The organism is Microbulbifer flavimaris (genome assembly GCF_001641755.2).
In the GTDB taxonomy this organism is placed as follows: Bacteria; Pseudomonadota; Gammaproteobacteria; order Pseudomonadales; family Cellvibrionaceae; genus Microbulbifer; species Microbulbifer flavimaris.
In genome coordinates, this window is the sequence record NZ_LRFG02000002.1 from 359,138 (window position 1) to 378,938 (window position 19,801).

At 58.9% G+C, this 19,801-nt stretch carries 21 protein-coding genes; 8 read left to right on the forward strand and 13 right to left on the reverse strand.

Translation table 11 applies throughout. The features are described 5' to 3' along the window. Positions 1 to 4 precede the first annotated feature (4 nt). The gene (locus tag AWR36_RS06420) at positions 5 to 664 is read left to right on the forward strand and encodes a DsbA family oxidoreductase (RefSeq protein ID WP_067082778.1); all 660 of its coding nucleotides are present in this window, start codon (positions 5 to 7) and stop codon (positions 662 to 664) included. Between the two features lie 56 nt (positions 665 to 720). After that, the gene (locus tag AWR36_RS06425) at positions 721 to 1,359 is read left to right on the forward strand and encodes a hypothetical protein (RefSeq protein WP_067082779.1); all 639 of its coding nucleotides are present in this window, start codon (positions 721 to 723) and stop codon (positions 1,357 to 1,359) included. A 24-nt stretch (positions 1,360 to 1,383) separates the two neighbouring features. Here AWR36_RS06425 and AWR36_RS06430 read toward each other — a convergent pair whose 3' ends face one another. The 5 genes from AWR36_RS06430 to AWR36_RS06450 form a co-directional block, all read right to left on the reverse strand. Next, positions 1,384 to 1,788 (reverse strand): GFA family protein, encoded by a 405-nt coding sequence (locus AWR36_RS06430; protein ID WP_067082783.1) that lies wholly within the window; start codon positions 1,786 to 1,788, stop codon positions 1,384 to 1,386. 150 nt (positions 1,789 to 1,938) lie between these two features. Beyond that, complete coding sequence (gene fghA, locus AWR36_RS06435; RefSeq protein WP_067082785.1) at positions 1,939 to 2,778, reverse strand: S-formylglutathione hydrolase; 840 nt, start codon at positions 2,776 to 2,778, stop codon at positions 1,939 to 1,941. A 41-nt stretch (positions 2,779 to 2,819) separates the two neighbouring features. Beyond that, positions 2,820 to 3,953 carry an S-(hydroxymethyl)glutathione dehydrogenase/class III alcohol dehydrogenase gene (locus AWR36_RS06440; protein ID WP_067082787.1) on the reverse strand — a complete coding sequence of 378 codons (1,134 nt, stop codon included), beginning with the start codon at positions 3,951 to 3,953 and terminating at the stop codon, positions 2,820 to 2,822. 184 nt (positions 3,954 to 4,137) lie between these two features. Beyond that, the gene (locus AWR36_RS06445; protein ID WP_067082791.1) at positions 4,138 to 5,154 is read right to left on the reverse strand and encodes an AraC family transcriptional regulator; all 1,017 of its coding nucleotides are present in this window, start codon (positions 5,152 to 5,154) and stop codon (positions 4,138 to 4,140) included. Positions 5,155 to 5,200: 46 nt separating this feature from the next. Next, positions 5,201 to 5,770 carry a PhnA domain-containing protein gene (locus AWR36_RS06450; protein WP_067082793.1) on the reverse strand — a complete coding sequence of 190 codons (570 nt, stop codon included), beginning with the start codon at positions 5,768 to 5,770 and terminating at the stop codon, positions 5,201 to 5,203. 379 nt (positions 5,771 to 6,149) lie between these two features. On the opposite strand from AWR36_RS06450, the gene AWR36_RS06455 reads away from it, so the two are divergent. Continuing rightward, positions 6,150 to 7,535 (forward strand): phospholipase D-like domain-containing protein, encoded by a 1,386-nt coding sequence (locus tag AWR36_RS06455; protein ID WP_067082795.1) that lies wholly within the window; start codon positions 6,150 to 6,152, stop codon positions 7,533 to 7,535. 130 nt (positions 7,536 to 7,665) lie between these two features. On the opposite strand, the gene AWR36_RS06460 is transcribed toward AWR36_RS06455, so the two are convergent. Then, on the reverse strand, positions 7,666 to 8,082 hold the full coding sequence (locus AWR36_RS06460; RefSeq protein ID WP_067082797.1) for a CBS domain-containing protein: 417 nt from the start codon (positions 8,080 to 8,082) through the stop codon (positions 7,666 to 7,668). Positions 8,083 to 8,162: 80 nt separating this feature from the next. Next, entirely contained in the window at positions 8,163 to 8,591 is a 429-nt protein-coding gene (locus tag AWR36_RS06465) for an Hsp20/alpha crystallin family protein (RefSeq protein WP_067082800.1), read from the reverse strand. 375 nt (positions 8,592 to 8,966) lie between these two features. Between AWR36_RS06465 and AWR36_RS06470 the strand changes: the two genes are divergently transcribed. From AWR36_RS06470 to AWR36_RS06490, 5 genes are all read left to right on the forward strand, one after another. Continuing rightward, positions 8,967 to 9,404 (forward strand): host attachment protein, encoded by a 438-nt coding sequence (locus AWR36_RS06470; protein WP_067082802.1) that lies wholly within the window; start codon positions 8,967 to 8,969, stop codon positions 9,402 to 9,404. Positions 9,405 to 9,557: 153 nt separating this feature from the next. Further along, positions 9,558 to 10,511, forward strand: coding sequence for a magnesium/cobalt transporter CorA (gene corA, locus AWR36_RS06475; protein WP_067082810.1), 954 nt, complete (start codon positions 9,558 to 9,560; stop codon positions 10,509 to 10,511). 97 nt (positions 10,512 to 10,608) lie between these two features. Then, on the forward strand, positions 10,609 to 11,274 hold the full coding sequence (locus tag AWR36_RS06480) for a hypothetical protein (RefSeq protein ID WP_067083948.1): 666 nt from the start codon (positions 10,609 to 10,611) through the stop codon (positions 11,272 to 11,274). A gap of 171 nt (positions 11,275 to 11,445) precedes the next feature. Beyond that, complete coding sequence (locus AWR36_RS06485) at positions 11,446 to 12,081, forward strand: cytochrome b (RefSeq protein ID WP_067082813.1); 636 nt, start codon at positions 11,446 to 11,448, stop codon at positions 12,079 to 12,081. A 13-nt stretch (positions 12,082 to 12,094) separates the two neighbouring features. Next, entirely contained in the window at positions 12,095 to 12,661 is a 567-nt protein-coding gene (locus AWR36_RS06490) for a YceI family protein (protein ID WP_067082816.1), read from the forward strand. 510 nt (positions 12,662 to 13,171) lie between these two features. Here the strand turns inward: AWR36_RS06490 and AWR36_RS06495 are convergent. The 6 genes from AWR36_RS06495 to ectA form a co-directional block, all read right to left on the reverse strand. Further along, complete coding sequence (locus AWR36_RS06495) at positions 13,172 to 14,590, reverse strand: sodium/proline symporter (protein WP_082679445.1); 1,419 nt, start codon at positions 14,588 to 14,590, stop codon at positions 13,172 to 13,174. A gap of 86 nt (positions 14,591 to 14,676) precedes the next feature. Next, complete coding sequence (locus AWR36_RS06500; RefSeq protein WP_067082819.1) at positions 14,677 to 15,639, reverse strand: tetratricopeptide repeat protein; 963 nt, start codon at positions 15,637 to 15,639, stop codon at positions 14,677 to 14,679. Next, positions 15,627 to 17,075, reverse strand: coding sequence for an aspartate kinase (locus tag AWR36_RS06505; RefSeq protein WP_067082823.1), 1,449 nt, complete (start codon positions 17,073 to 17,075; stop codon positions 15,627 to 15,629). Before AWR36_RS06505 ends, AWR36_RS06500 begins: the two co-directional genes overlap by 13 nt. 76 nt (positions 17,076 to 17,151) lie before the next feature. Further along, positions 17,152 to 17,556, reverse strand: coding sequence for an ectoine synthase (locus AWR36_RS06510; protein WP_067082827.1), 405 nt, complete (start codon positions 17,554 to 17,556; stop codon positions 17,152 to 17,154). A 57-nt stretch (positions 17,557 to 17,613) separates the two neighbouring features. Next, on the reverse strand, positions 17,614 to 18,936 hold the full coding sequence (ectB, locus tag AWR36_RS06515) for a diaminobutyrate--2-oxoglutarate transaminase (protein ID WP_067082831.1): 1,323 nt from the start codon (positions 18,934 to 18,936) through the stop codon (positions 17,614 to 17,616). Between the two features lie 67 nt (positions 18,937 to 19,003). Then, positions 19,004 to 19,606 (reverse strand): diaminobutyrate acetyltransferase, encoded by a 603-nt coding sequence (gene ectA / locus AWR36_RS06520; RefSeq protein WP_176491105.1) that lies wholly within the window; start codon positions 19,604 to 19,606, stop codon positions 19,004 to 19,006. Positions 19,607 to 19,801: the final 195 nt, after the last annotated feature.

Genomic DNA, 19,801 nt, shown 5'->3' on the forward strand with positions numbered 1-19,801 from the left:
CCTTATGTCCAAGTTGCCACTTCGAATCGATCTCGTCTCAGATGTGGTCTGCCCCTGGTGTGTGATCGGGTATCTGCGCCTGCAGCGTGCCCTCGCTGACTATCGGGAGCAGTTTGAAACCTCCCTGCACTGGCACCCGTTTGAGCTGAACCCTCAGATGCCTGCTGAGGGGCAAAACCTGCGCGAGCACCTCGCGGAAAAATATGGCACGACCCCTCAACAGAGCATCGACGCCCGACAGCGCCTGACGGATCTTGGCGCCGACCTCGGCTTCACCTTCGATTACAGCGACGACATGCGCATGTACAACACCTTCGATGCCCACCAGCTGCTGCACTGGGCCCACCCCTATGAAAAGCAAACGGAGCTTAGCCTGCGACTGTTTGAGGACTTTTTCGGCCAGCGCAAGGACGTCTCCAATCGCGATGTACTGGCGGATGCCGCCCAGGCCGTTGGGCTGAATCGCGATGAAGCGCTGCAGGTCCTGGAGGCCCAGGCTTATGCCCAGGAGGTGCGGGCCCAGGAGCAGCAGATCATGGCCCAGGGCGTGCAGGGCGTGCCGCTCTTTATCTTCAACCGCGAGTATGGGATAAGTGGCGCCCAGGAGGTGGAGACCTTCAAACAGCAATTGCAGCAGATCATTGATGAGCAGGATGCCGGCTGAAGGCCATCGACAGGACACACTTGAAACAGGACAACACGTTAAAAAGAGAGCTGAAAATGCCGGTGCAAAATAAAAAGGTGCTACTGACGGCCCTGGTCGCTACGCTGATCACCCTGCAGGGCTGTGAAACGGAAGAGAAAGCCACGGAGGCGGCAAAGCGCAACGGGCAACCCGCCGATATTTTCCTCGCCAACATTGCCGCACTCTGTGGCAAGGCTTTTTCAGGACGTATTGTCGCGAACGAGCCACGCACCGACCAGCCGGACTCCTTCGAGGGCAAAGCGCTGGTGATGCACGTGCGCGGCTGTGAGGAGCCTGCGCGGCAACTGCGCATCCCCTTCCACGTCGGCGACGATCACTCCCGGACCTGGGTCCTGACCCGTACCGATAACGGCCTGCGCCTCAAGCACGACCATCGGCACGAGGATGGCAGTGAGGATGCGGTCACCATGTACGGTGGTGAAACCAGCGATCCGGGCAGTAGTACCCGGCAGGAATTTCCGGTGGATGCGGAATCCATCGCGCTGTTCCAGCGGCAAGGCCTGGGCGCATCGGTGGAAAACACCTGGGCCATGGAGATCCATCCCGGTGAGATGTTTGCCTACGAGCTGACACGCCCCAGCGGGCGCCGGTTTCGGGTGGAATTCGACCTGACCGAAGAGAGTGACCTGCCCCCTCCGCCCTGGGGCAGCTGAATCACACCGAAGTGGCCAGGCAGGTCAGTCGCGCTTGGGCAGCCCGTCGTCAATATCGACTATACGCTGCCCGTAATAAAAGTGGCTCTTTGACGCCAGATCCTCCGGCATTTCCCCCTGGTTCTGCCGCCGCACCAACAGCTGCGAGACGATGCGCCAGTCCATGGCGTTGCTGTTGAATACGGTCTCGCCACAGTTCTTGCAGAAAAAGCGTTTCATCTTCTTTTCCGGGTGCGGGTAAACGGCGAGCTGATCTTCACCTTTGGTCACAGTCACCTTGTCCGCTTCCCAGGCATCCACCGAATGGTAGGGCACCTTGAGAAAGTTACGGCAATCGTCGCAATGGCAGAAGCCCTGGACTTTCGGTGGTCCCACACACTGGAATTCGATCGCACCGCAGTCACAGGAAAACTGGTAAGCCTTTGTCATATCGGCAGCTCGCTGTCAGCAACTCAATGTTGCCCTGCAGCTTAGCAGGTGCTGGTCCATCCCCGGGGCTGCTGGCCCAATGAGCATGACAGCTCCTGCGCAAGATGGCACTCAACTTGCTCTCTCTGGAAATTGACCGCGACCGGCAACTCAGGGCTTGAGCAGATAGTCGGCGTGGAAACGCAGGTGCTGCTCGATGAAAGAGGCAATAAAGTAATAGCTGTGATCGTAACCGGCATGATGCTCCATCTTCAGCGGATAACCTGCGGCTTCTGCAGCCGTTTCAAGCGCGTTGGGCTTCAGCTGCTGCTCGAGGAATTCGTCGTCTTCACCCTGGGAAATCAGGATGGGCTGCTGCTCCGTGGCCCTGCTCAATAATACCGTCGCATCGTACTCTTCCCAGCTCTGGCGATCGGCACCAAGGTAGGCACTAAAGGCCTTCTCACCCCAGGGACAACTGATTGGATTGCAGATTGGGCTGAACGCGGAGATAGACTCGTAGTGCCCCGGGTTACGCATGCCGATGACCAGTGCGCCGTGCCCGCCCATGGAATGCCCGGAGATCGCACGGCGGTCGGTCACTGGCAGGTTCGCCTCCACCAGTTGCGGCAACTCGTCCACGATGTAGTCATACATGCGGTAATGCGGCTTCCACGGCAGCTGGGTGGCGTTCAGATAGAAACCGGCGCCCTGCCCCAGATCGTAACCCTCGTCATCCGCCACATCATCGCCCCGGGGACTGGTGTCCGGAATCACCAGGGCAATGCCCAGCTCCGATGCCATCCGCTGCGCGCCTGCCTTCTGGCTGAAGTTTTCATCCGTGCAGGTCAATCCGGACAGCCAGTAGAGCACGGGGAATTTCTGTGACTTGTTCTCGGCCTGGGAAGGCAGGAAAACCGAGAAACGCATGGTGCAGTCGAGCACTTCGGATGCATGCTCGTAGCGTTGCTGGTGGCCGTCGAAAACCTTGGTTTCGCTGATCAGTTTCATGGATTGTTCTTGTTTCCTTTATTCCTGATGATCTGGTGACCTCAGTGCCGGTCAAAGTGAACCACGCTTCGGATACTGCGGCCCTGATGCATGAGCTCGAAGGCCTCGTTGATATCTTCCAGCGGCATGGTATGGGTAATGAAATCGTTCAGGGAAAATTCCCCGGCCAGATAGCGCTCGACAAACCCCGGTAGCTCGGAGCGGCCCTTGACGCCGCCAAACGCGGTGCCGCGCCATACCCGGCCGGTCACCAGCTGAAACGGCCGCGTGCAGATTTCCTGATCGGCTCCGGCCACACCGATAATCACCGATTCCCCCCAGCCCTTGTGGCAACACTCCAGTGCCGCACGCATCACTTTGACATTGCCGATGCACTCGAAGGAATAATCCACCCCGCCGTCAGTCATCTCGACAATGACTTCCTGGATCGGTCGATCGTGCTCCTGGGGATTTACACAGTCGGTGGCGCCAAGCTTTTTTGCCAGCGCAAATTTGCTGTCATTGACATCGATACCGATGATCCGCTCGGCGCCGGCCTGCACTGCACCGATTACCGCGGAAAGACCGATTCCACCGAGACCAAATACCGCAACCGTGGAACCCTTTTCCACCTTGGCGGTGTTTGTCACCGCCCCCATGCCGGTGGTCACACCACAGCCCAGCAGGCACACTTCCTTGAGTGGCGCCTTGGGATTGACCTTGGCGACGGAAATTTCCGGCAGCACTGTATATTCGGAGAAGGTGGAGGTGCCCATGTAGTGGTAGATGGGTTTGCCGTCGATGGAAAATCGGGTGGTGCCATCGGGCATGACGCCCTTGCCCTGGGTCTCGCGGATTTTCTGGCACAAATTGGTCTTGCCGGACTGGCAGAATTTACACTCGCCACACTCGGGGGTGTAAAGCGGGATGACATGATCGCCCACCTGCACACTGGTAACGCCCTCGCCCACCGACTCGACAATACCCCCACCCTCGTGGCCGAGAATCGTGGGGAAGATGCCCTCAGGGTCCTCACCAGACAGGGTAAACGCATCGGTATGGCAGACGCCGGAGGCGATCAGCTTAATCCGTACCTCGCCTTTTTTCGGTGGCGCCACCTCCACCTCCTCAATGGTCAGGGGCTTGCCGGCCTCCCAGGCCACCGCGGCCTTGCACTTGATTGGTGTGATGGTCATTGCGTCCCTCGCTGGCTGAGTGTTTCCCGACGGTAAGCGCTGTTGATCGCGGGCTACCGTCACCGGATCCTCCGTCCATGATACGCGGGTTCGTTGGACAGGAATGGGGATTGGCGCGCAAAGCCACTCCAGATTGCCCGGGCCGAGAGGGGATATCTATTGGGGAGAGAAAGGCGCCCGGAACTCAGGCTTCGGCGTCCCGCTGCTGTTTGCGCCACTGCAGCGGCGAAACGCCGTGTACGGCGCGGAAGGCCTTGGAGAATGCGCTGATATCGGTGTAACCGAGGGTGGCGGACAGCAGGTTGATATCGATACTGGAGGCACGCAGATGCCAGCGCGCCGTTTCCATACGGGCATCCTGCAGTAATTGCTTGAAGGAGGTGCGCTCCTCCGCCAGGCGCCGCTGCAGGGTGCGCCCGGGCATTTCCAGCAGCCCCGCCACCTGGGCAAGCGTGTGGCGCTGGGCGCCCAGGGTTTGCAGGATCAGGGCCTTGACCTGGGCGGCGACGCTGTGGCGATGTTTTTCCAGCAGCTGCCGGGTGAACTCCTCAAAGTACAGGCGCAGGCTGGTATTGGGTGCGCAGAGTGTGCGTTCCAGCACCTCAGCGTCGAACACCAGGGCATCGCACTCGCGCCCAAAGTACACGTCTGCATTGAAAAACTCCCGGTAGCGATCCGCCGCTGACAGGGCATCCTGACGGAAGTGCACCTCCCGCGGACGGATATCCTGCCCGGCCAGGTCCTGCACCAGTCGGTAACAGGCGCCGACAGACAGCTCCCGATACTGGATCGCGGCCACCGGTTCGACAAAATGGTCGAAGCGCTGGGCCAGCAAGGCATCACCCTGCGCATCAATGCGCCAGAATTCCGCCTGGTTATGCAGGGCCATATAACGCTGGGAACTCTCCAGCGCCGTGCGCAGGTTCACCGAGCCCATCAATAGCTGCCCCAACACCCCCAGAATCCGCACGCCCTGCATATCCGCCAGGCGCAGGCCAAAATCCGCACAGCGCAGCCGGTCAGCACAAAGGTCGAGCAGCTCCGACAATGTGGCGATTGGGATCAGCAAGTCCGGGCGGCGCATACAATCGGCGGGCAGGCCCACCTCCGCCAACAGCTCAGCGGGGTCGCCACCCAGTCTTGGCACCAGCAGGTTGAACCCCGCCAGGGCGCCGCTACGGATTTCGTAAATGGGCTTCAACGCTGCGTCCTATGGTCCAGGTCTTCTCACCGGCGAGGTCGAGCAATCACGACTTCTTGACGAACTTGGTCAGGATCACGATGCGCTGGCCATTGACCCGACCCTCGATATGCTCCGGGTTGTCCGTCAGGCTGATACCCCGCACTGCGGTACCGCGCTTGGCCACCAGGCTGCTGCCCTTCACATCCAGGTCCTTGATCACTGTGACGGTGTCACCGGCCTGCAGCACAACGCCGTTGCAGTCCCGCTGCACCACCCGTTCGTCATCGGCGGCCAGTGGTGCCGCCTCGGCCCACTCGCGCAGGTCGTCGTCCAGATAGAGCATGTCGAGCAGGTCCTGGGCCCAGGTTTCACTGGAGAGAGCTTTCAGCAGCCGCCACGCAGCCACCTGCACCGCCGGGACCGGGCTCCACATGCTGTCGGACAGGCAGCGCCAGTGGTTGCTGTCCAGCGCCTCGCCACCGGATAGCTGCAGACTGCAGGTTGGACACAGCAGGATATCCGCGTTGGTCCGTCCCCCGGAACCCGGCAGGGTGTAGGCACCGAGGCCGGCATTTGCCGCGCACAGCTCACAGCGGCCTCCGCTGCGCTCCATCAGTTCCCGATCGCTGCTCATTCCCCTTTCTCCCGGGTGACGGGCACCCTGCTTGTCACCCCACAATCCTTCTGACTTTGGGGGGCGGATTAAAAAAACGGGCGCATTATGCGCCGCCCGGCACTATCTGCCAATGCAGGCTGCGCCGTCGGTTTGCAGAGCCGGCGGGAACTATCGCCCCGCTATACTGATGGAGGCGCCCGCGCCAACTCACTTCGGTAATCGAGACCGCATGCAAGCCATTCCACACCGAATAACGGCGACATCACTGCTCTTGGCCCTATCAGTATTGTCGATACTGTCGTCAGGCTGTACCGGACCGGTCCGCTTTCCCGAGCCCCCGCCACGTACCGAAACCCTGCATCAGCCCGGCCCCTCGAATTCGGAACTGGCACGCGTAGTGGACCGCCTTACCGCTGCGCATCCCGGCCAGACTGGCGTCTACCCGGTGACCACCGCCCAGGATGCCCTCGCGGTCCGGCTGGCGGCAGTGCGTGCGGCACAGCGATCTGTGGATATCCAGTATTTTATTTTTCGTCGCGATGAAAGCGGCCGGCTGCTGACCCACGAACTCGTCGACGCCGCAGATCGGGGGGTGCGCGTGCGCTTCCTGCTCGATGATTTCACCACCGGCGACAGCATTCCGCTGCTGGCTGCCCTGGACCAGCACGACAATATCGAAGTCCGCCTGTTCAATCCCTTCCCCAAACGCAGCACTCGCGCGATTGAATTACTGGCCGACTTCTGCCGCCTGCAGCGGCGCATGCACAACAAGGCGTTTACCGTCGACGGGCGGGTAACCTTTATCGGCGGTCGCAACCTGAGTGACAAATACTTCGGTATCGACAACCAGCAGGTATTCCACGACCTCGATATGATCACCATTGGTGCGTCGTTACCGGCAATCAACCGGCAGTATGATGTCTACTGGAACAGCCCCTTCAGCTTCCCCCTGCGCACCGTCGTGGCCGGCAGCCTGTACCGCAACCACCGGGCAGAGCGCTACTCAGAGCTCCAACAGTCTGCGCATCGGTTGCTGTCGAGTGAATATGGGCAGAGCCTGCAACAATCACCCATTATCCCGGCACTCACTGCCAGCGACGAGCTCTGGTACTGGGGCACGGCAGAAGTTCTGGTAGATCCGCCACAAAAGATCGCAGCACCCGCCGGAGGCAGGGCGCGCTACGCGAGCGATCGACTGATGCGAGCCATTACCGGCGCGGATCACCGCTTGATCATCATCTCCCCATATATGCTGCCGGGCCAATACTACTTTCAGGCACTGCTCGAGGCGGCCAAACGGGGGGTAGAGATCCACTTGCTCACCAACTCACTGGCCTCGAGTGACCTAGTTCTTGTGCACGGGCCCTACCACAAATACCGTATCCCCATGCTCCGTGCAGGCATCCACTTGTACGAAATGTCTGCCACGCTGGACTTCGAAAACAACCACTGGCACGAGGATTCGCGCTCCCTCCTGCACGCCAAGCTCTTCGCTATGGATGAAAGACTGATCTATGCCGGATCCTTTAACCTTGACCAGCGCTCGCTCTACCTGAATACCGAGCTGGGGCTATTACTGGACTCGCCAGAACTCGCGGAGAAGATCACCAATAACTTTGTTGCCAATATCAAAGACAACGCCTTCGCGCTGTCACTGCACGAAGGCGCTCTGGTTTGGACGGCCCCCGACGGCAGCATCCTGCATCGCGATCCCGGTGCCAGCTCCCTGCAGAGGCTGGGGGCGCGATTAAGCAGCTGGCTGCCTATCGAGCATCTCTTATAAAACCCCGCCTGCCTCTCTGCGGTGGTTTAGTTTCCGACTGTTCAGGACACCTCACAGCTCCCTTCAGCCGCCTCCCTTCATCGCTCATCGCTCATCGCTCATCGTTCATCCCGAGGATCATCGTGAGCTATCAATGGTGCGCAGACACGGCTGAGGCAAACTCGCCGGACAGGTCGTGATTCACCGCATGGGAGATGTCCCCCATACTCAGAATTCCGACCATTCGCTTGTCACTGTTCATGACCGGCATACGGCGCAGCTGCTGCTGCTCCATCTTGCTGAGGGCGGCTTCCATGTCATCATCTTCCCAGAGCCATTCAATGCCTTCGGTCATTACGTCGCGGGCGGTTAGCATAGAGACATCACTCTCATTGGCCACGCCGCGGACGGCGATGTCCCGGTCTGTCACCATCCCGATCAGGCGATCGTTCTCCCCGACCGGAACAGCACCGATATCTTCCTCCCGCAGGATCTGCGCAATTTCGCTGAGGGGCGTATCCGGGTTGACCCAGGTGCACCCCTGGTGCATGGCTTCACCGACTCTCATGGCAGGCCTCCTTCATAATTAACCTTCTCGGGTTGCACTCTAGGGTCGACTGGCCGCCCCCGCGACAGCAGCCCGGGCTATCAGTGAATCTCAATGCGTTGCGTGCGCGGTTGGGTGACCTCGCGCTTCGGTGCCTTCAGTGTCAGCACCCCATCCCTGAAGCTCGCGTCAATGTCGCTTTCACTCACATCAGCCCCCAGATTGAAGCTGCGCATGTACTTCCCGTAGCGCCGCTCCTGACGAATTACACGGCCCTCCTCTTCCTGTTTTTCTTCCCGGTGTACTTCCGCTTCCAGTGTCAGCACGCCATCCTCAAGCGTTACGCTGATATCGTCCTTGGTCACTCCGGGCAGTTCAGCACTGATCTCATAGCTTTTCTCTGTTTCCCGGACGTCGATCCGGGGAGAGAAAAAACCCTCTTTCGCTTCGCCGCCCAACCGTGAGGGCGAGAGCATCTGTTCAAACATGTTGTCGAGATCCATCAGGGATCCCCTCGGAATCAGGCTCATGGTGCTCACCTCTCTTCAAGCTGCCTTCAAGCTGCGCTTTATTAATTGCGCTGTTCGTTCACCAATTCTGGTGATGTGCTCCTCCTGATGCCCCGATGCCTGCGACGGCAACGAGGCACCCAGAGCCCTCTCTTATCCGGATTTTAATCAGCGAACGGTTGATCCGTAGCTGCGTTCGATTGGCATCGGCACAGGTTTTAAGAACGGAGAGTTTTAAACCGGCAGTGCGTCTGCGCAGGTTACCGCACACAAAAACTGACCATGAACCCGATTGTCGTCACCCACCCCACCGCCGTTGCTCTCTCCGAGCACATCCCGGGGTGAGCCAGCCTCGACCGCACTAGAATGAATCTGTGCAATAAAGGAGGTTCCACCATGGCCAAAGCCTGGGTTTTAGTCGCCAATCACACCGATGCCCGCATGTTTGAAGCCGAGCACCGTACCAGCGCCCTGAGGGAGCTGGACGCGCTGCACTACCCCGAGGGACGTATGAAGGGGCGGGAATTGCTCGCCGATGCCCCCGGACGGGTTTTCGACCGCTTCGGGCACGCTTCCCGTGGCATGGGCAACATGGGTGACCTGCGCCGCGACGGTGCCGAATCATTTGCCCGAGAAATCGCTCACGCCCTCGAGCGGGGCCGCGAGGAGGGGCGTTTCGAAAATCTCTACATCGTCGCAGAGCCGAAAATGGTCGGCCCGCTGCGCAACGCACTGTCTGCCACCACCCGCGCGGCGATACAGGGCGAAACCGCCAAGAACGTCATCCACGACGCGCCCGAGAAGATCCGCAAGCAGTTGCCGGACTTCCTGTAATTCAGCTTGGCAATCAACTGCTCGTTTTCCTGACCGACACCGGCCGCTCCGCGGCCGGTGCTGTTTTTGGCTTTTCGCACCGCAGCGCTGGCAGCTTGGGCCAAACCAGCAGATCCGATACCATTGGGTCACATCCAAGCTAGGGAACAGGCAATGTTGCGACTCTTCGAAATCAACCGGGGCGCCCTGCGCGAGCAGTCCATCGAGGAGACGATGAGCCGGCAACAGCTGTCCGAAGCTGTCTGGATCGACCTGCAGGAGCCGGAGGAAAACGAACGGGACCTGCTGGAGCAGCTGCTGCGCACGGAGCTGCCGGAATCTGAGGATGTCGAGGAAATCGAGGCCTCCGCACGCTACTTTATTGACTCTGCCGGCGTGCATATCCACTCCCTGTTCCTGTCCCAGAGTGAGGGGCGCCACGACACCACCACCGTGGCCTTTATCCTGCAGCCACAGCGGCTGATCACTGTCCGCGATACCGACCTGGCAGACTTCCGTTTATTGCGGATGCGCGCCCGGCGCCGTCAGGTGGAAGCCCACAGTGCACAGGAGCTGATGGTTCAGGTATTCGACCAGAAGGTGGAGAACCTGGCTGACGCGCTGGAAGATATTCACGTCAAGCTGGGCGAGGTGAGTTACCTGGTGCTGGAAGACGAATCGGCAGAGCTGGAAGACGCCATCGACTACCTGGCCAAGCTCGAGGACAGCACCGGTAAGGTGCAGCTGTGCCTGATGGATACCCGGCGCTCCATTACGTTTCTGCAGCGGCATATCCGCATTGATGGCGATTTGCAGGAAAGTTTCCGCGACATCACCCGGGATATCGACACCCTCATGGCCCACACCGGGTTTGTCTTCAACAAGATCAACTTCCTAATGGACTCCACCCAGGGGTTTATCAATATCGAGCAGAACCAGATCATCAAGATCTTTTCCATCGCCGCGGTGGTGTTTCTGCCGCCGACCATGGTGGCCAGCATTTACGGCATGAATTTCGACGTCATGCCGGAACTGAAATGGGTCGGGGGCTATCCGTTTGCCCTGTTCCTGATGCTGCTGGCCGGCGTGGCGCCCTATGCCTACTTCAAGAAGAAAGGCTGGCTGTGAGGAAAGCAGGTTCCTCGGCAATGTCACCGAACTGCTAGAATTGAAGCACGCATACAGATAAATTCTCGCCGCCGGTCTCGCCGCAGTGGAGCGCTTTATGGGCACTGCCGTCAACAAACCCTTCCACCTCAGACAATGGCTCAGCGTGCAGCAGGCGGTCACCCACCTGAGTGCCGTGGCGGAGGAACCCTTTACCAGCGCCGACCTGGCAGATCTCGCAGAGCAGCATCAACTCGACCTCTACTGGTATCGGCCCGGGCAGCAGGTTGCCTACCTCGACCGCCCGGCAGTACTGGAACTGAGCCACCCCCTGCGCCTGTGCGCGGAAAACCCCAGTGACTGGAAAGCCATTGTCGGTATTCTCCGACAGCGCCCCGCCCTGCCCGCCTACGAGCAGGATACGCCACTGTTGGAGGACGAGGACGGTAACCGCCTGCGTATCAGCTTCGACCACCGCCGGCGCCCGGAGCCTTTCAGCGGGCGCTGGTACCCGAGCCTGGCCGAGCTGGTGGTCAGGCGCGGTGATATCGAGCAACTGGAACCCACCCTGTTTTCTGCCTCAGAGGCAGAGCACGCCCTGGAGAAACAGCAGTTGCTCAATGTGATCTGGGAGCTGGAGAAGCTCGCCCTGGACGGCGAGCACCATTCCACCAGCTGGCTCGCCGAGCAGATCGCCCGCCGCTCCAGCGCCCTCGACCGGCAATCCCTGGAGCGCATCCTGACCGCAGCGGAACGCGAGGGCTCCCGGGGCACTCCTCACTGAGCCAACACGGATTCCGCTCGCCCCTCGCACTCCCCCGCCACAACCTGCGAAATTATCGACAGGATCATTCGGCTTTTTTCGCTTTTACCGAATCGAGTAATTTTTATAATCGTTGCCACTGTGAAAACCTTTCCGGCAAGATCGCATAATTTTTAAACGGAACGAATAAAAGTGGCAGCGAAAAACAGCGAATCCGCCTACGGCTGGGTGGCCATAGCACTGCACTGGCTCATGGCACCGGTAGTGATCGGTCTCTTTGCGCTTGGCTGGTGGATGCGTCAGCTCTCTTATTACGACCCCTGGTACCGGCAGGGCCCCGAGCTGCACAAGGCGATTGGCATCCTGCTGCTGATCGCACTGCTGCTGCGCCTGGCGTGGAAGTTCCTGAATATCTCCCCGGCCGATGTTCCGGGCACACCGCGCTGGCAGGCTCTGGCCGCAAGACTTGCTCACGGCGGCATCTACCTGCTGCTGTTGGCCATCATGACTTCCGGCTACCTGATTTCCACCGCCGACGGCCGCGCAATCGACGTATTTGGCCTGTTCAGCGTACCGGCCAGCATCCAGGGCCTGCCCAACCAGGAGGATATTGCCGGCGAGATCCACGAGATCCTGGCCTGGACCCTGATGGGGCTGGTCGCACTGCATGCCCTCGCCGCACTGAAACACCACTTTATCGACCGCGATGCCACTTTACTGCGCATGCTGGGCAAGCCCGGCAAGCCAGAAAGGCAGCGCTCGATAATCGATGAACCGAACCATGAATCGAAACATAAACCAACCCAAGACCTGAGCGCCTCAAAATAAAGGAGCATTATCCATGAAGAAAATTGCCATTTTCCTGTTCGCCTCACTGCTGGGCGCCACCGCCCAGGCAGCCGAGTATGTGATCGACACCAAGGGCGCCCATGCCTTTATCCAGTTCCGTATCAAGCACCTGGGCTACAGCTGGCTGTATGGCCGTTTCGACGACTTCAATGGCTCTTTCCAGTATGACGAGAGCAAACCCGAGGACTCCTCCATCAATGTGAATATTGATGTGAGCAGCCTCAACAGCAACCACGCCGAGCGCGACAAGCACCTGCGTGACGAGGACTTCCTGTACGTGGAGAAGTACCCCACCGCCACTTTCAAGAGCACCAGCTACGAGCCACTGGAAGATGGTAAAGGCAAATTGACCGGTGACCTGACCCTGCGCGGCGTCACCAAGCCGATCACCATCGACGTCACCCACGTTGGTGGCGGCAAGGATCCCTGGGGCGGCTTCCGTCAGGGTTTCACCGGCTCCACTGAGTTCAAGCTGAAGGACTTCGGCATCGACTACGACCTGGGTCCGGCTTCACAGACCGTGGAGATGATTCTCGACGTGGAAGGTATTCGTAAGTAACACACGCGCGATCTTACGCACGACGGAGCCCGGCACTTGCCGGGCTTTTTTGTGTTTGGGAACAATAGGTAACGGCGGCCAGCGCGCTTCTCCTCAGAGGCTCAGTAGTCGGGATGAAGCCGACCTCTTGGGCGGTGAAGCACCGGGTTCCAGTATCTCGAAACGCTGTGAATACGTCCCTGTACGCTCCGTCGGCGGCGTCCCTGCCGCCGACGGTTCGAGATACTGGAACCCGGTACTTCCCCTTATATTCTGACCGAAGGCGCTCAAAAGCGAATTACCTGACTTTCAAATGTCACTTTGATTTTTTAGTTGGCTTCAGGGCGGCTGAGCTGAAGCAAGGCAAAAACACTGGATGCGAAGGGCAAGTGCTTGGCTTGGCGTTTTAAAACCTTCTGCACCAGGGATGGTGCAGAGGAGCTACAGGGAGGTATTCATGCGTTTTTAAAACGCCAAGCCAAGTGGTTGCCCGCCACCAAAGGCTGGACCTGGCAACCACGTTCAAAGGAGTTATGCACTAGCCCGACTCGGCTCCGGTACGCCCACCGCAAAGCGCGCAATCCCGTACACAGCGAGACCCGCCAGAATACCCGGCATGCCCTCGTAGATATGGCTGTGCCAGCCCACCCAACGCCACAGTAGCGCCACCGCGAGCCCGACCAGGCTCATCAGGATATAAACACGCTGTGTTGGTCGACCACCCAGGGCAAGTACGATCAGAACCGGGGCAAAGGCGGAAGCCAGGGACGACCAGGACATCACCACCAGGCTGAAGACACTCTGTTGATTCACAAGCGCCCAAACTACCGCCGCCGCGGTGATAGCCACCGTGGTCAGTTTCAGCACCCAGGTTTTTTCCGTGCGCTGCGGGTGAATGTCGTGGGTAATGGCCGCAGAGCAGCTGAGCACCAGGGAATCTGCCGTGGACATGGTGGCTGCAAATACCCCCGCCAGAATCAGGCCCACCATCACCGGGGATAGCAGTTCCATCGCCATCATCGGCAGCGCCAGCTCCGCATCAAAGCTACCTGCATCGGTCAGCATGATCCGCGCCAGCATACCGACGCCGGTGGCCATGAAATAGAAAGCAGTGAACCAGAGGTAATACCAGATGCGCGCATGAATCATACGGTGATGGGATTCGAGCGCCATAAAGCGCACCATTACATGGGGCTGACCGATCACCGACAGGCCGGCAAACAGCCAGCCCACCGCAAACAGCACACCGCCCGCAAGCCCAGGCAGCAGCATATTGTCCGGATACCAGTCCAGGAAGCCGTCAACCTGACTCATGGACTGCACTGCAGCGCCGATGCCGCCGACGGACTGCGTCGCCACTACCAGTAGCGTTCCCATGGCCACAATCATCACGATGGATTGTGCCGCGTCGGTCCAGATAGAGGCTCGAATACCGCCCGCCAGACAATAGGCGGCCACGATGATGCCGCCGATCACCGCCCCGCTCCAGATGGGCAAGTCCAGCAACACATACAACGCCTTGCTACCCGCCACCAGCTGGGCGCTGGCATAGGCCAGCAGGAAGATCAGAGAAAGCACCCCCGCGAGGCGCTGCCAGTAAACAAAGCGGGGACCGGTCCAGCAGCTGATCACCCCGGCGTAGCTGGATTCCCCGGTCTTGTGCGTGGCACGACACAGGGACTTGTGCACCCACAGCGAGCCGAGAAAATCACCCAGGATCCAGCCCACCATCAACCACACGGACGCGAGGCCGGTAGCGTAGGTGTACCCGATGACACCAATAAACATATAACCACTGTTATTGGTGGCGACGGCGGAGAGCCCCACCAGGAACGGGGAGACATCCCGGCTGGCAAGGTAGTAGTCCTGCTTGGTGCCGCGGCTTTTCAGATAGGAGCTGACGCCGATGGCGGCAAACATGGCGAGAAAAAACAGAAAACTGGCGAGCACGGGTCTCTCCTTTCGTCGTTATTATTTTCGGGATAGGCGGGCTTCCCTGCGCGCCCGCCGTATACGGCCACTGCCGGTATACGGTATCAGGAAACTTCCTGCTTTTCGGCATTCTCTTCTGAGTCACGTTCCATCCCGGTGGACTCAATGCCCATCAGGCGCGCAAACGGTGGATACTCGTGCAGCCCGTCCAGGGCTTCGTCTTCCATTGCTTCATCACGGTAGGCCGTGGAGATTTCCAACGCCTTGGACAGGTAATCCACCGCTTCCTCCCAGTGCTCCTGGCTGGCATGAGCACAGGCCAGCTGGTAATAGGCATTGCCATTCTCCGGGTCGATTTCCAGCGCGCGCAGGCACAGGTGGATGGCCCACTGGGGCTCGCCCAGTTCCAGCACCGCATCGGCCTTGTAGGTGAGCGCCTCCCCGTCGTCGGCGCGCACAGCAAGAATCTGGTCGTAAACCGCAATCTTGCCCACTGCCGTGTGCTCGCGGCCGGCCCGCAGCCACAACGACTGGATCTCTTTGGTCAGCTCAATCTCGTCCCGGTTGTCTTCGATATGACGCGTCTTCTCGCTGAGCTGCTCCTCGATGCTGCGCAGGCGCCCCTCATACTCACTCACCAGCTTGGAAATCTCCTCGTTGGCGAGTCCGTGCACCTTTTCCTTGATATCACGAATCGAGGTCCAGCCCACCAGCACCAGCAGGGAACTGACGCCGGCAATCAGGTAGAAAAAATAAGTGACCGTATCGGTGGCGTAACTGATGGCCTTGTCGGCAACGTTGATCTGCCGGTCGACAAACTGCTCGGTGAGGTTTACCCGCTGCGCAGCCATGTCCTTGCGCAACTGCTTGAGTTCATCGAGCACGTAGCGCTCTACAAACGGGTTGTAGAGCGGCTCCTGCAGGTTGTCGACACGCTCCTGCGCGGCCTGTTGCTGCGCGCCCTGCGGCTCGGATTGCGTATCATCCTGCTGATCCTGGGCCCAAACGGAAAGCGGCAGCCAAAAGGCTGCCACTGTGAACATCAATGCGGTAATCAGGCCGCGCATATCGCCTCACCGTGGTCGTAGACTTCAACCAGGGCGTGGTGAAGACTTTTCACCGCTTCCTCGTAGTCGCTTTCGTTGACCACGAACTGCATATCCACCTGGCGCATGGACTGGTGCACCGCCAGTACGCTGATACCGGAACGGGCCAGTGCCGCAACGGCGCGGGACAGCATGCCCGGCACCTTCATGTCACTGCCGATAGCGGAGACAACCGCCACTTTGCGCACCTGAATATCACAGTCCGGATACTCCTCACAGACCGCCGCGCGAATACGCTTCACCGTCTTCAGGTTGGTAGCCAGGAAGTTGGTGATGGTGTTCGCGTTGATGTCCTTGGTTACCACGCTCCCTTTGAAACGACGGATGATGTCGTTAATGGTGCGATCGTAAGTGGTCATCAGGCCCATCATGTCCTGGTCAAAGCACTCCACCGCATAGATATTCTTGCGGCCGGCAATAATCTCGACACAGGGCGTCTCACTCACATAATCCCCTGTCACCAAAGTACCGGAGTGCTCAGGCTCAAAGGTATTCATGATTCGCAGCGGAATTTCCTGCTGGCGCAGGCCCTTGGCCGCGCGGGGGTGGATCGCCTCCATACCCAGGTTGGCCAGCTGATCTGCCACGTCATAGTTGGTGCGGCCAATCGGAACCGCTTCATTCTCCCCAACCAAGCGCGGATCGGCGCTGCTCAGGTGGTATTCCTTATGAATGATAGCTTCTCTTGCACCGGTGACCACCGCGATGCGGCTGAAGGTCATCTCGCTGTAACCGCGCGCAAAGGTACCCATCAGGCCCTCGCGGGTATGGGCATAACCGGTAGTAATCGGCAGCTCGGTGGCCAGGTCGATATCCTTGAACGCGCGTTCGATACGCTCGTCCAGAGTCAGGTGCTCGCCATCGCGCCAACCGGTCAGATCCACAAAGCGCGCATTGACGCCCTCCTGCTGACGCAGCAGTTCAGCGGTATTCCAGGCACTGTGCGCCTCACCGATGCTGGCCAGCATCTCGCAGACAACATTCAGGTGCCCTTCCAGGGCGAAGTGACCGTGCTGGCAGACCCGCTCAAGGTCCCCCAGGCAACGTTCGGCATCTTCCAGGCGCTCACCGATAAAGTCGTTGGCGCGGGCCAGCTGCTCGGCATCGGTAAACAGCTCGGCATTGATCTCGTGCACGCGGTTGCGCACCGCCTCAATGGCCTCAACCCAGCTGTGATCCTCGTTGGCATCGGCAAACAGGGCAAAGATACCCGGGCGACCGGACTTCTTGTGCTCCAGCAGCATGTCGGTGATGCCACCGTATGCGGAAACCACAAAGACGCGCTGATAAAGCCCCTCTTTGTCGGTCTCGCCGTTTTTGAAAATGATGTTGTCGCGAACTGCGGCATAGTCACTCATTGACGTGCCGCCGATTTTTTCTACCGTATGGAGATTCATGGTCTTCCTGTAAGGTTTGTCGTTGTCTCGGGTGAAAAAGCGGCGCCCTCAGGCGCCGCTTCAGGACACAACACCTTTACTTGTTGTCGGAAACCTCTTCGGCTTCCAGTTCGTAAGCGCCTTCCGCGTTGTGGACTTCCTTGCCGTGCAGCGGTGGGTTGAAGACGCAAGCCATTTTCATTTCTTTCCGGGCGCGCAGGATGTGCTTGTCATTCTTGTCGAGGATATAAATGGTGCCCGGCTGGATCGGGTAAACCTTGCCATCCTCTACCGTTTCCACTTCACCCTCACCGGAGATGCAGTACACAGACTCCAGATGGTTCTGGTAATGCAGGTTCAGGTTGGCACCTTCGTAAATCGTGGTGATATGGAAAGAGAAGCCCATGTTGTCGTTTTTCAGCAGCAGGCGGGTGCTCTCCCAGCCCTCCGAAACAATACGACGATCACTTTTTTCGGCTTCGTGAAGATTTCTAACAATCATTACTGGTCTCTCATCAAATCCTGTTAATTCGGCAATCTCAATGGCTGGGCGCTGCGATCAAGCAGCACCAGCCAGAGTCTCTTCGATGCTTTCATCGGAGAAGAAGTCGTGCTCTTCCGGCACGTCATTGCTCTTCAATACTTTCTGTACAGCGGCTTCAACGATGTCCAGGCCGCGTTTCAGGTTTTCGTCGCTGGTGGTCAGCGGGCACAGGGTTTTCACAACCTGGTCGTCAGCACCACTGGTTTCGATTACCAGACCGTGCTTGAAAGCTTCCTTGGTGATCTGGCCAGCCAGGTCACCACTGATGCAGTTCAGACCGCGCATCATGCCGCGACCGCGAGTGGTCATGTTGCCGTCACCGTATTTCTCGACGATGGCTTCCATGCGCTGCTCGATGTACTCACCCTTGCGCTGGACTTCTTTGGCGAACTTGTCGTCGCTCCAGTAATGATCGATGGCAGCCTTGGCGGTAATGAATGCCAGGTTGTTGCCACGGAAAGTACCGTTGTGCTCACCCGGCTTCCACTGGTCCAGCTCCGGGCTCATCAGTACGACCGCAAACGGCAGGCCGTAGCCACTCAGGGATTTGGACAGGGTAATGATGTCCGGCTTGATGCCCGCTTCCTCAAAGCTGAAGAAGCTACCGGTACGACCACAGCCCGCCTGAATGTCATCGACGATCAGCAGAACGTCGTGCTTGCGGCAGACTGCTTCCAGGTTGCGCAACCATTCCATGCTGCACGCATTGATACCGCCCTCGCCCTGCACGGTTTCAACCATGACAGCTGCCGGGTGGTCCACACCGGAGGAGGAATCGGACAGCACTTTGTCCAGGTAGGCAGTAGTGTCGATGTCCTCACCCAGGTAACCCTCGTAAGGCATGCGGGTGATGCCACTCATGCTGACGCCGGCCGCACCGCGGTGGTGGGAGTTGCCGGTGGCAGCCAGTGCACCCATGCTGCAGCCGTGGAAACCATTGGTGAAGGAGATGATGTTCTCGCGACCCTTGTACTTACGGGCGATCTTCAGCGCCGCTTCGACGGCGTTGGTGCCGGTAGGGCCAGTGAACTGCATGACATAGTTCATGTCGCGCGGCTTCAGGATCTTCTCGGAGAAGGACTCCAGGAACTCGCCCTTGGCCTTGGTGTGCAGGTCCAGGCCGTGGGTAATGCCGTCGGCCATGATGTATTCCAGCAGGGCTTCCTTGAAGACCGGGTTGTTATGACCGTAGTTCAGGGTGCCGGCGCCGCCGAGGAAGTCCAGGTACTGGTTACCTTCCTCGTCATACAGGTATTCGCCCTGTGCCTTGTTGAAAATACGCGGGAAAGCGCGGGCATAGCTTTGTACTTCTGATTCGATCTCGTCAAAAACTTTCATGTTGGCAACCTTTGGTTGGTTAATTTCAGTTCGCAGTAATTAAGAAAAGGGGTGCGTGTTACCCGCCTCAGCCCCGGGTCTCTACGTCGAAGGGGCCGATTCGGAGCAGCATCTCGCTGTCGTGGGCGCCCTTGAAGTGACGCTCGCGGTCGAACATCACAGACTCTTCAAGCTCGGCACCCAGCTTGCGGGCAAGACCGCGGAACAGGGCCCAGGAGGCTTCGTTGTCGGGGGTAATCGTCGTTTCCAGGTAGCGGACCTTTGCGCAACCCGAGCGACCGAGGATGTCGCGAATCATGCGGCCGGCGAGACCCATGCCGCGGCCTTCCTCTGCTACCGCCACCTGCCAGACAAACAGGGTGTCGGGACGCTGTGGGATCAGGTAGCCGGAGACAAAGCCTCCCAGTTCACCGTCAATTTCGGCGGCGACGCTGGTGTCGGCAAAGTGGCTGGCCTGCAACAAATTGCAGTAGATGGAGTTTTCATCCAGTGGAGGGCAGCGTTTGATGAGCTGGTGCACTGCGGCACCGTCTTCACTGACCGGTCTGCGCAGCAGGGCTTCCTTCTTTGCGGTGGAACCCTGCCGCGCGGTGACCTTTTCTTCCGGAGACTCGTCAGATTTGCTATCCGAGCTTCCGCTCTGCGGCTTGCTAACGCTTGTGGCGCTCAAATCAATACCTTTAGTTGTCAAATAGTTCGTTGTCGTTCAAATGAGGCCTTTTGCGCCTCACCTTAAACAAAAAAGGTCAAATTTGACCTTTTATGAAGATAATTGTTTACTGCTCTAAACAATTTTTTGCATAGTACTCTAAACAACGACGACAACGCAAGGCGCGCCCCAATGGAAGCTGATCAAAAAGTACGC